This window comes from Streptomyces sp. NPDC057900, from assembly GCF_042887885.1.
Classification (GTDB): domain Bacteria; phylum Actinomycetota; class Actinomycetes; order Streptomycetales; family Streptomycetaceae; genus Streptomyces.
The window spans coordinates 61,324-72,551 of record NZ_JBHVOI010000006.1 but is presented as its reverse complement, the minus strand read 5'-3'; the positions used below and the strand labels follow the sequence as shown (position 1 = coordinate 72,551).

Genomic DNA, 11,228 nt, shown 5'->3' with positions numbered 1-11,228 from the left:
GAAGTCGTGCGGCGGGGCGGGGAGTCAGCCGGTGCGGGATGCCGCCGCCGCGTCGGCGGGGAGCAGGATGTCGTCCGCTTCCAGCGCGTTCGCGTGGTACTTGCCGACGGAGCTGATCAGCAGCCGGAGCTCCAGTGCGATGCTCTCGGCCAGCCGGACCAGCCCGGTGTCGGCGTCCTCGTCGACGGCGAGCAGCGCGGCCCGGCCGAGGCCGACGGCGCGGGCGCCGAGCGCCAGGGCCTTCGCGGCTCTGCCGCCCTCCCAGATCCGCCCGCTGGCGAGCAGGCAGTGGTCGGTGGGCCCGATGCGGGTGAGGCACTCGCCGAGCGGGAGTCCGACCTGGCCGAGGAAGCCGGTCGGCGCCCAGGCGGTGCCGCCCTCCGCGCCGTCCACCGTGACGGAGTCGGCGCCGGCCGCCCAGGCGGTGGCGGCCGCGAGGGCGATGTCACGCCCGGGGTGCAGTTTCACCCACACCTTCACGCGGGGGAAGTTGTTGCGCATCAGCCGGATCTGCTGGCGCAGGATCTCCTCCGTGAAGGTGCCGGGGCTGCTGATCCGCAGGACGGATTCGCTGTCCGGGCCGAACACCGGGTCCATGGCGTACTGTTCCGCGACCCTGCCGCCGGCCTCTCGGCCCAGGACGGTGAGTCCGCCGAGTCCCGGCTTCGCTCCCTGGCCGACCTTGAGTTCGAAGGCGAGCCGGCCGGTGGCGAGCAGCGGTTCGGAGACCGGGTCGCTGTAGACGAGGTTCCACACCTCTGCGTCCGCGTCCTCCGTGGACTGCTGGACCACCACGCCGCCGTGCTCGTCGTCGGCGGCGGCGGTGTACGCGGCGATCCGGCCGAGCAGCGGGGAGGTCCCGGAGTCGGAGGCGGCGCGGTAGCCGTTGACCGGCACCACGTTCTCCCCGATGACCATCGGGATGCCGAGCTGTCCGGCCTGGCGTCCGGCGGCCTCGCCCAGGTCGTGGCTGGCGACCTGGGTCGAGCCGAACGCGGAGACGTACAACGGCAGCCGGGAGGTGAAGCCGCCGACGGACGTGCCGAGTTCGACATCGGTGTAGAGCGGTTCACGGGCCAGGTCGATGAGCTTCTTCAGCCGTTCCGGCATGAATACCGGGGGGACGATCCTGGCCCGCTCCAGCAGGTCCTGCGGGTCGTGGCCGGCCGGGATCGCGCCCAGCAGGCTGCTGCCGTACGACTCCAGGGCGGGGAAGACCGCCGCCGCTCCGGCTCTGGCCCGGTGCCGCACCTGTTCCTCGGGAAAGCCTTCGGCGCTCAGTACGCTCATGCCGACACCACTCCGGGGAGCTTCGGGTAGGCGCTGGCCTCCCAGGCGGCGGTGCGTCCGGTGACGTACCGGGTGAAGCGCTCCAGGCCGATGCCGAAGCCCGAGCTGGCGGGGATGCCCCGGCGGGCCAGGTCGAGGTACCAGCCGTACTTCGCGGGGTTCTCGCCGGTCTCGCGCATCCGGGTGACCAGGGCCGCGTAGTCGTGTTCGCGCTCGCTGCCGCTGGCCAGTTCGCCGTAGCCCTCGGGGGCGATCAGGTCGAAGTTGCGCAGGATTCCGGGGCGTTCCGCGTCCTCCTGGTCGTAGAAGCCGCGCGAGCCCTTGGGGTAGTCGACGACGAAGAACGGGCGGCTGGTCTTCGCGGAGAGGATCTCCTCCCCCTCCCAGTCGATCTCGGCGCCCGGGTCCTGCGGGTGGCCGAGCACCACCAGGTCCGCGGTGGCCTCCTGGTGTGTGGTGCGGGCGAAGGCCCCCCGGACCACTTCCCGGAACGCGTCCCGGTCCCGGCCCAGGAGCTCCAGGTCGCCGGGCATCTCGCGGACGACCTCGTCGACGACATACGCCACGAGCCGCTCGGCCAGCTCCATCGCGTCCTCGCGGCCGGCGTCGCGGATCTCCACGTCTATCTGGTGGAACTCAGCGAGATGGCGGTGGGTGACGGCCGTCTCCAGGGGTTCCAGACGCACGTTGGGCGCGATGTAGAAGATCTTCTCGAAGGCCATCAGGGAGGCCTGCTTGTAGAGGATCGCGCTGGTCATCAGCTTGTACTTGTGGCCGTAGAAGTCGATGTCCACCTGCTTGGAGCCCCGGATGCCGGGGTCGGTGACCGGTCCGATGACCGGCGGCAGCAGTTCCTGGAACCCCTGACCGGTCAGGAAGGCGCGGGTGGCCGCGAGCATGCGGCTCTGCACCCGCAGGGTTGCCCGGGTGGTCTCGGCCATCAGGTGCTGGTCGGGAGAGACCGGGAACGTCGGCGCGAGGCGGACGCGGGGCTCGGCACTCGTGCTGGTCATGGTGCTACCTCCTGGGTGTGCTGCCGATGGGCCGCCGGTCGACGGGCCGCCGGGGGAAGCGGGGTGCGGGAGTGGGACGGGGGAAGGGTGCGGTCGTGCCTGCGCTGGACGAAGGACAGGGCGTCGAAGAGTCCGGCGGCGGTGAGCCGCCGGCCCCGGTCGCGGACGGGCCCCAGGGGCATCGCCCCGATCTCGGACCAGGTGAGGCGGCCGGATCCGTCGATGCGGCTCCGGGATCGGCCCGCGTTGTCGGGGTGCAGGCAGAAGGGGACGTCGAGGTAGCCGCGGGCGAAGGCCTTCAGCAGCGCCTGGCCCAGGTCGTCGTCGAGGTTCAGCACGGCTTCCACCAGGGCGCGGGCCTCCGCGTAGACGGCGTTGTCGGCGGCGGCGGGCGGGTCCGGCAGGATTCCGGGACCGGCCGCCGCCCGGTGCCGGGACGCGGCGCGGGCGGCGACCCGCAGTGCCTCGACGTTCTCCGCCACCGTCGGGATGCGGTGTGCTTCGGCGACCGTTTTCACGATCAGCCGGGCCGCCCCGGTCTCCACGGCCAGTTCGGCCGAGCGCTCCAGGAGGTCCAGGGAACCGCTGCGGGTCTGCGGGTAGAGACCCATGTAGGTGTAGAGGACGATGTGCCAGTCGGTGTCCGGCAGGAACTCCCCGGCCAGCCGGCGCAGCGCGTGCACCGCGTCGCGGTCCTGCGCGGCGTTGGTCTGCTGGGCGTAGCTGAGCGAGATGCTGCGCAGTCCCGCGCGGTGGAAGAAGAGTGCCTCCAGGGCGCTGATCGCGACGAGGAGTCCGGGCGGGCAGAGCTGGCCGAGCATGCAGCCGCCGAAGGTCTCCAGGTGCGGTTCGGCGCCGGTGGCGCGCAGACCGGCCAGGAACTCGCAGCTCTCCTGCCAGTTGCGTACGGAGTCCAGGAGCGGGGTGCGGCCGTAGGGCAGGCAGTAGGAGACCGGGCCGCCCTCCGTCGCGTCCAGGCCGAGCCTGGCCAGTGCGGTGACGATGCGCTGGGGGCGTGCGGAGCCGTGCCGGATCTGGACCGGGAATCCGGCGTCCCGGACACCGTCCAGGACCCAGTGCGAGGTGTGGGGGCTGTAGGAGGTGATGGGGAACCCGTTGAGCGGGACGCCGCTGTTCAGTGCGCGGACCGCGGACGCCTCGTCGCTCACCCGGGTGTAGCTGTCGATCGTCATGGTGCCGACGACCGCGTCCGCGGCGCCCTTGGTGGCCAGCAGTCCGGCCCGCATCAGGGCGGGTCCGGAGAAGCCCATGCGGGGCTGTACGACCAGGGCGCCCCGGTCCTGGGCCTCGGACACGAAGCGGCCGAAGGAGAGCGGGCGCCGGTGCACGGTGGTGCGGCTGTCCGGGGGTGCCGCGAGGGTCTGCGAGGTCATCGTTCCACCTCCCTGGGCAGTGAGCCGACGTAGGACTCGAAGGCGGTGAGGTCGACGCCGTCCTGGAAGACCGCGTCGAACCCGGCCCTCCTGAGGACGTCGGCCTCCTTCTCCCCGCCGCCCGCGACACCGAGCTTGCCGCCGATGACGGCGGGCAGACCGGTCAGCTCCCAGCGCGACCGGATGGCCCCGATCAGCGGCTGGGCGTCGTTGAAGCCGTGTCCGTTGACGCTGCTGACGACCAGCAGGTCGGGCTGGAACTTGCAGCAGGACTCGACGATCTCGTCCTCGGGCACGCAGGAACCCAGATTGACGACCTTGTGCCCGAGGTCTTCGAGCAGCAATTGGATGTAGATGAGATTCCAGGTGTGCGCATCGGATGGCAGTCCGGTGACAACAACATCCAGCGGCCCGGATCGATGACGAGCCGCCCATTCCGCAGGCTTCATTGTTCGCTTCGTCCACATCATTGGATGACAGGGGGAGAAAGAGGTCCAGACGTGGCCTGAACTTCCTTTCGGTCACCAACGTAGATTCGCCGCGGAGCCGAATCCGGCGTGACCGGCGGCAACTGGGCGGCAGGACAGCAGCAGTTGACCGACAGCGCCGTGCCGGGCGGGTGGCGGGGCGTGAGACTGGCCGGACTGCGCCCGCAGAATTCAGCGCCCGGCCCTGTGCACACCGCCGGCGAACGACCGAGGAGTCATGACATGGCAGAGACCGGCCACAGCGTCCGGGCGGCGGACGTGCTCGCGGACGTCCTGGCACAGGTTCGGGAGAAGGTCGACCGGCGGGAGGCGCTCGGTGAGGCCCAGGTCGCCGTGCTCGAAGCGGCGGTGAACATCGTCCGTGCCGGTCAGACCGGGTTCGAGGCGATGCCGGCGGAGCGGTCCGAGCTGGTGCGCGAGGCGCTCGGCGCGGTGCGTGCGGCGACCGTGGCCACCGGGGTCGCCCTGACGTACGCGCACCAGTCGGCCCGTGTGCCCGCCTGATCCCGCGCGGCGTGGTGCCGCCGATCTGCCTGGGCTTCTGCCCGGCGAACGGGTCGGCGGCTCCTAGCCTTTGATACAGGCGACGACGGAACAACCGCGACGACAGAACAACAGGCGACGAAGCAGTCAGTCAGACCCGATATCCCAATGACCCGAGGTGAAAAATCATGGCAACCAACCCGTTCGAGGACTCTCAGGGCCGTTATGTGGTGCTGGCCAACGAGGAGGGTCAGTATTCGCTGTGGCCGGCCCGGATCCAGCAGCCGGCCGGCTGGGAACTGGTGAAGGACGAGGGCAGCAAGCAGGAGTGCGGCGAATACATCGAGGCGAACTGGACGGACATGCGGCCGCGTTCGGTCGTCGCGGCGATGGGTGGCTGATCCCGTCGCCCCCGTACGGAAAGGGCGGGTGCGAGACGCGTACAGCGTCTCGCACCCGCCCTTTCTGCTCATGATGCGAAAAGGGCGGTCAGTCCCGGGAGCCGGTGACGCACCACTCCAGGACCGCGGCGGCGGCGGTCATCTTGTGGTGGGCCTGGCGCCAGGCCAGGCTCGCCGGGCCGTCGAGCACCTCGTCGGTGACCTCCTCGCCCCGGACCGCGGGCAGGTCGTGCAGGAAGACGGTCTCCGGGCCGCCGAAGCGCGCCAGGAAGCCGGCGTTGATCTGGAAGCCGTCGAAGTCGCGGAGCCAGTCGGGGTTCTCCTTCGTCACCCCCATGGTCTGCCAGCGGCTCGTGTACACCGCGTCGACCGGGCCCCGCACCTCGTCGGGCGTCACGATCTGGTCGACCAGGGCCTTGCCGCCGCTGAGTTCGGCCGCCAGGTCCAGGGTCTCCTTGGGCACCTCGTATCCCCGCGGGCAGAGCAGGGTGAGGCGCAGGCCGGGGGTGAGCGCGGCGGCGAGCGCGAGGGCGGCACCGGAGCTGTTGCCCTCGCCGACGGCGAGCAGGTGCAGGCCGTCGAGCGAGCCGAACCGTTCGGTGAGCGTGGCGAGATCGGCGATCGCCTGGGTCGGGTGCTCGTCCAGGCTCAGGGCGTTGACGACAGCGAGGTCCTCGCTGCTGCCGAGCCGCCGCATCTCGTCCGCGTCCCCGTTGGTGCGTACGACGAGGGCGTCGAGGTACTGCCCGAGCACCCGGGCGGTGTCCTCGACCGTCTCGCCGGTGGTGAGCTGGAGTTCGTTGGGGCCGAAGGTGATCACGTCGGCGCCGAGCCGGGTCGCCCCGCTCCAGAAGGAGGTACGGGTCCGGGTGGAGGACTTGCGGAAGTAGAGGCCGACCTGGCGTCCGGCCAGCGGCTTCGGCACGATGCCGTCGCGGCCGAACGAGACCGCGCGCCGGACCAGCTGGTCCAGCTCGGCGGGGGTGAGGTCGGCGAGCGAGATCAGGTTGCGCATGGGTGAGGTGCCTTTCGTGAGGGCGGGAGCGGGGTGGGACGGAGGGCCGGGCTTCCGGGCGGGCGGGGCTGCCCGGCTCATCGGGCCGACGCGGAGACGAGAGCGGCGGGCGCAGCTTCCCTGTCCTGCGCCGTGAGCACCGCACGGACCAGGTTGAGCACCGTGAAGCCGACCGGGTCGCCCGCCGTGGCGGGCAGTCGGCGGATCAGGCCATGGACCAGCAGGGCGTGGACGTCACGGGCGGTCCCGGCCAGCGGGGTTCCGCAGGCGCGGGCGGCGCCGTCCACCGTCCACGGGTCCTCCAGGGTCGCCAGTGTGCGCAGCAGAGCGGCTGCCCGCGGGGCGAGTCCGGTCACGGCGGCGGTGAGCCGTTCGCTCAGGGTGGGACCGGCGGCGGGATCGGACGGGGTGACGCCGTCGAGCAGCACCAGCGGAGTGGTGCGGGCGATGTCCAGGAGTTGCTGGGGCGAGTAGAGGAGCAGCCACGACGCCGCGCCCTCCAGTGCCTGCGGCATCCCGTCCAGCGCCCGGCAGATATGGGCGACGGTGGTGACGACCGTGTCCGTGGGGAGGAAGTCGGGCCGTGCGTAGCTGACATGGGAGAGCGTCAGCTCGACGGCGGGCACGTCCGAGACGAGCGTGTCACCGGCCACCTCGCCGGCCAGCTCCGCGGCGGACGGTACCGCGAGCGGCGCCAGTGGCAGCAGCCGCCCGCCGGGCAGCTGCACCGGCCGGTCGGAGGTGGTGAGTATTTTCAGGCGGTCGCAGGCTCGCAGCAGATTCAGCAGCCGAGGGGTGACATTCGGTGACGCATCGTGACCGTCCAGGACGATGAGGGTCTCCTTGGACCCGATGAGCGTGGCCAGCTCCTCGAATTCCCCACCGTCGCGGACGAGTGCGCGCACCCAGCCGGCGACGGTCGACTGCGGGCTGCCGTCGCCCATTTCCGCGGTATCGGCCGGGTCGTCCAGACTCACCCACAGGACCGGAACCCGGTCCCTGGTGTGAATGACGGACGCGGCTTCCTGGGCGAGCCGGGACTTTCCCACTCCCGGCAGACCCACCAGTGTCAGCAGCCGCTCGTGATCCGTACTCAACCGGGCGGTGAGCGCCTCCAGTTCGGGGCGCCGGCCGATCAGCGGGCGCAGCGCGGGGGGCGGTGTGGCGAGGTCCGCCCCGTAACTGTCCTGGAAAACACGGCCGACCGCCTTCGCATCGACGGCGAGTTCGAGCTCGACACGTCGGGTGTCACTCAGTCGCATGGCATTGGCGAGAAGCTTCAGCGTTTCCCTGCGCGGGTGCTGAACCCTCCCCAGCTCCAGGTCCCGAATGGCCCGGACGCTCACGGTGGAAAGCCCGGCGAGCTGTTCCTGAGTGAGCCCGGCCCGTCTGCGCGCATTCTGCAGAAGAACGTCAAGCCCGTGTGCAGGCTGGGAATTCATCATTGTCTCCTCGGTCTCCACACGATCAGAAAGGCAATAGCCGGTTGTCCGGCATCCAAGGACTGTCCGGAACGCGCCCCCCGGACCGGGATCTTTCCGGCCCGCTCACGCTCCGTACTCTCCGCGACGGTGAAGGTCCGCCGTCGATGAACAGCGTCCATCGAGCCATTCCCGAAGTCTTCCCGGTGCGGTACCGCGACTTCCTTCACGCAGGGGCTACGATCACTTCGCGCCTGGGTAGAGCTGCGGGTGGGCAGAGCTGACGGGGAGGATGCGTGTCAACAGCGGAAGAGGTTCGGCTGCGCTTCAACATTCTTGGCCCGATCGAGGGGTGGTCGAACGGGACGCGGCTCCGGCTGGGGGGAGTCATCCAGGAGCGAGTTCTGGCCACGCTGCTCCTGGAGCCCGGAAAGGTACTTCCGGTTTCGCGTCTGGTCGAGGCGGCCTGGGACGAAGAACCGCCGCCGACGGCACCGCACCAAGTACGCAAGGCGGTCGCGGATCTCCGCAGGCGGATACCCGGCGGCGCCGACGTCCTGCTCACCGATGGGCCCGGCTATCGCGTCGCGGACGAGCAATGCGAAATCGATCTGGCTGAATTTGGCCTACTGATACGGAAAGCGAAGCAGACGGCTTCCGAGGGCCGCGCGGCCGAGGCGGCGGAGATATTGCGCGGCGCCCTCGCCCTGTGGCGGGGGCCTGTTCTGTCCGGCGGGGGCGGTCCGGTCATCGCGGCCGCGTCGACCTCCATAGAGGAGCGCCGGCTGACCGCCGCGGAACAGCTCTTCGAACTCCACCTGGGCCTGGGTGAGGCCGCCGAACTCGTCGTCGAACTCCGCGAACTGGTCCAGCAGCACCCGCTGCGCGAGTCCCTGCGCGGGCAGTTGATGATCGCCCTGTACCGGTCAGGGCGGCAGGCGGAGGCCCTTGAGGAGTACGGAAAGGTCCGCGAGCTCCTCGTCGAGGAACTGGGCATCGACCCCGGCCCCAATCTGACCAAGCTCTACGAGGGAATCCTGCGGGAGAGCCCCGAGCTCGCCGGCCCCGGCCCGGCGGCCGCCCCGGTGGCACCGGTGATACTGACCGCGGAACCGCCCAGCACCCTCCCTTACGACCTCTCCGACTTCACCGGGCGGGACCGGGAGCTGGCCGAGATTCAGCGTGCCGCGGAGGACGGCGGTGGACAGGGCCCGCAGATCGTGGCCATCGACGGCATGGGCGGCTGCGGCAAGACCTCGCTCGCTGTGCGGGCGGCGCACCGGCTGGCACCCCAGTACCCGGACGGCCAGCTCCACATAGACCTGCGTGGGTACACGCCCGGCGACCAGCCGGTGACCGCGGGCATGGCCCTCGACACCCTGCTGCGGGCGCTCGGCGTGCCGGGCGGCCTCATACCCGACGACGTACCCGCCCGCACCGCCCTGTGGCGGGCCACCCTGATCGGCAAGCGACTGCTGATCCTCTTCGACAACGCGGCGGACGCCGCCACCGTCCGCCCGCTGCTGCCCGCCTCCTCCGGCAGCCTGATCATGGTCACCAGCCGGGCCCGGCTGGTCGATCTGGACGGCGCGCGGTGGATCTCCATCGGTGTGATGCCGCCCCAGGACAGCGCGATGCTGGTGGCCGAGACCCTCGGCGCCCAGCGGGTCGCCGCCGAGCCCGAGGCCGCCGCCGAACTCGCCCGTCTCTGCGGCCACTTGCCCCTCGCCCTGCGGATCGCCACCGCCCGGCTGCGCAACCGCCCGCGCTGGACCCTTCAGTACCTGGCGGAGCGGCTGCGCGACGAGACCCGAAGACTCGACGAGCTCAGCTCCGGCGCCCGCAGCGTCTCCGCCACTCTGCGCCTGTCCTACCAGGCCCTGGACGAGGAGTGCCGGAACGCGTTCTCGACGCTGGCCCTGCATCCGGGCAGCGACATGGACATCCACGCGGCCGGTGCGCTCCTCGGGGCTGGCGCGCGGGACGCCGAGGACCTGCTGGAGATGCTGCTCGACGTCCATCTCGTACAGCAGCCGGAGATCGGCCTCTACACCTTCCACGATCTGGTCCGCAGCTTCGCGCAGAGCCTGCTCGTCGAGTCCGCCGAGCCCGCGGAGAGCTCGGACGCGGTGGAGCGGCTGCTGAGCTACTACCTCACCGCCACGGAGGAGGCGTGCGACCTCCTGTACTCCGGGCGGCGCCGGCGCAGCACGGGCATCCCGCCCTCCACGGCCGAACTGCCCGACCTCGGCACGGCCGAGCGGGCGCGCAAGTGGTTCCTGCGCGAGCAGACCGCGCTCCTCGCGGCCGTGACGCTGGCGGAGCGCAAGGGCCACGACCGCTATGTGGTGTGTCTGTCCCGCAATCTCGTCTTCCAGCTCAACGACCTCGGTCTCCTGGAGGAGTTCGGTGAACTGAGCCGGGTCGCGGTCGCCGCGGCCGGACGGCTGCAGGATCTGGCGCTGCTCGGGGTGAGCCTCTCCAACCTCGGCGTCGCCTGCTGGAAACTGGGCCGTCTCACCGAGGGGCTCGAAGCCGCCAGGAAGAGCAGGGACGTGGCGATCCAGCTCGGCGATCTGCACACCCAGGCCCACAGCGAGAGCATCCTCGGCCAGTTCAACAGCCTGCTCGGTGACTTCTCCGAGGCCCTGGGCCACATGGAGACGGCGATCGCGCACGAACGGGACCTGGGCATGCCGCGTGCGGAGGCGGAGAGCCTGACCATCCTGAGCACGCTGTACGAACAGTGGGGGCGGTACGAGGAGGCGCGGGACGCGGCCCAGCGGTCGGCCGAACTGAGCCGGCAGCTGGGGCAGCACGAGGGTCTGCCCGGCGCCATCACCGATCTCGCCTTCGCCCATGTCGGTCTGGGTGCCTACGAGGAGGCCGACCGCTGCCTGGTGGAGGCCCGCGCGCTGTACGGGGACGCCGGCAACGAGGTGAACCTCGCCCTCACCCTGGCGCTGTCCGCCGATGTGGACGACCTGCTGGGCCGGCCTCCCCGGGAGCCGGACCAGGCGGAGCGGGCGCTGGACCTGATGCGGACGAACTCCTCTCCCCTGCGCCGGGCGAAGGTCGAGAACATGGTGGGGCGGCTGCGCCGGCGCCAGGGCGACACGACGACGGCGCTCGCGCTGCACACCCATGCCCATGACCTCTCCTCGTCCCTCAGCTACCGCATCGAGGAGGCGTACGCCCTCTCCGGCATGGCCGACGCCCTCGGTGACACGCCCGACGCGGTCCAGTACCGGGCCGAGGCCGAGAAGCTCTTCGCCGCGCTGGGTGTGCCGGCGGAACACCGCCGCGGCTGACGGCCGACGCACGACGGCTGTCGCACGACGCGTATCGATCGACGCCCGGACAGCACCGCGCCCCGCACCGTGACTCCGGTGCGGGGCGCGCTTGTCGAGATGCGGGATTCAGATCGCGGGGGACGTCGGGCCCTTGTCGTCGTTGGTCGTGTCGGTGGGGCCCTTGTCGTCGTTCGGGGTGGCGACGATGACGGTGGGGCCCTTGTCGTCGGCGAGTGTGTGGGTGCCGATCACCGTGGGGCCCTTGTCGTCGGCCACGACCTGCTGAGTGCTCCGGGGGCTGTGCGTCTGTCCGGCTTCGGCGGTCACGCCGATACCGAAGGCCAGCGTCGCCGCGATGATCCCGAAGAGCCCAGCAAGCTTGTGTCCCATGGTCCCGCCCCTAAGTGGTGTTTGTGGGTTTTTGCGGTGT

The 11,228-nt window shown here is 70.9% G+C and carries 10 protein-coding genes; 3 read left to right on the top strand and 7 right to left on the bottom strand.

Annotated elements, in window-relative coordinates; genetic code table 11:
- Nucleotides 1–24 precede the first annotated feature (24 nt).
- Genes ACFVQ0_RS23130 through ACFVQ0_RS23115 form a run of 4 tightly spaced genes read right to left on the bottom strand, consistent with a single transcriptional unit; the run spans nucleotide 25 to nucleotide 4,146 of the window.
- Nucleotides 25–1,290, bottom strand: coding sequence for a glutamate synthase-related protein (locus ACFVQ0_RS23130; RefSeq protein ID WP_390090881.1), 1,266 nt, complete (start codon nucleotides 1,288–1,290; stop codon nucleotides 25–27).
- The gene (locus ACFVQ0_RS23125) at nucleotides 1,287–2,303 is read right to left on the bottom strand and encodes an asparagine synthetase A (RefSeq protein WP_390090879.1); all 1,017 of its coding nucleotides are present in this window, start codon (nucleotides 2,301–2,303) and stop codon (nucleotides 1,287–1,289) included. Before ACFVQ0_RS23125 ends, ACFVQ0_RS23130 begins: the two co-directional genes overlap by 4 nt.
- Complete coding sequence (locus tag ACFVQ0_RS23120) at nucleotides 2,300–3,697, bottom strand: methylaspartate mutase (protein WP_390090877.1); 1,398 nt, start codon at nucleotides 3,695–3,697, stop codon at nucleotides 2,300–2,302. The genes ACFVQ0_RS23125 and ACFVQ0_RS23120 overlap by 4 nt, the downstream gene beginning before the upstream one ends.
- Nucleotides 3,694–4,146: a cobalamin B12-binding domain-containing protein gene (locus ACFVQ0_RS23115; RefSeq protein ID WP_390090875.1), complete on the bottom strand. Its 453-nt coding sequence runs from the start codon at nucleotides 4,144–4,146 to the stop codon at nucleotides 3,694–3,696. Before ACFVQ0_RS23115 ends, ACFVQ0_RS23120 begins: the two co-directional genes overlap by 4 nt.
- A 261-nt stretch (nucleotides 4,147–4,407) precedes the next feature.
- Between ACFVQ0_RS23115 and ACFVQ0_RS23110 the strand changes: the two genes are divergently transcribed.
- Complete coding sequence (locus tag ACFVQ0_RS23110; RefSeq protein WP_390090873.1) at nucleotides 4,408–4,689, top strand: hypothetical protein; 282 nt, start codon at nucleotides 4,408–4,410, stop codon at nucleotides 4,687–4,689.
- 167 nt (nucleotides 4,690–4,856) lie between these two features.
- On the top strand, nucleotides 4,857–5,069 hold the full coding sequence (locus ACFVQ0_RS23105; protein WP_073739256.1) for an MbtH family NRPS accessory protein: 213 nt from the start codon (nucleotides 4,857–4,859) through the stop codon (nucleotides 5,067–5,069).
- Between the two features lie 88 nt (nucleotides 5,070–5,157).
- On the opposite strand, the gene ACFVQ0_RS23100 is transcribed toward ACFVQ0_RS23105, so the two are convergent.
- Entirely contained in the window at nucleotides 5,158–6,084 is a 927-nt protein-coding gene (locus ACFVQ0_RS23100; RefSeq protein ID WP_390090871.1) for an ornithine carbamoyltransferase, read from the bottom strand.
- 77 nt (nucleotides 6,085–6,161) lie between these two features.
- On the bottom strand, nucleotides 6,162–7,526 hold the full coding sequence (locus ACFVQ0_RS23095; protein WP_390090869.1) for a helix-turn-helix domain-containing protein: 1,365 nt from the start codon (nucleotides 7,524–7,526) through the stop codon (nucleotides 6,162–6,164).
- Nucleotides 7,527–7,801: 275 nt separating this feature from the next.
- Between ACFVQ0_RS23095 and ACFVQ0_RS23090 the strand changes: the two genes are divergently transcribed.
- Nucleotides 7,802–10,816 (top strand): BTAD domain-containing putative transcriptional regulator, encoded by a 3,015-nt coding sequence (locus ACFVQ0_RS23090; RefSeq protein WP_390090867.1) that lies wholly within the window; start codon nucleotides 7,802–7,804, stop codon nucleotides 10,814–10,816.
- 108 nt (nucleotides 10,817–10,924) lie between these two features.
- On the opposite strand, the gene ACFVQ0_RS23085 is transcribed toward ACFVQ0_RS23090, so the two are convergent.
- On the bottom strand, nucleotides 10,925–11,188 hold the full coding sequence (locus ACFVQ0_RS23085) for a hypothetical protein (protein ID WP_390090865.1): 264 nt from the start codon (nucleotides 11,186–11,188) through the stop codon (nucleotides 10,925–10,927).
- Nucleotides 11,189–11,228 lie beyond the last annotated feature (40 nt).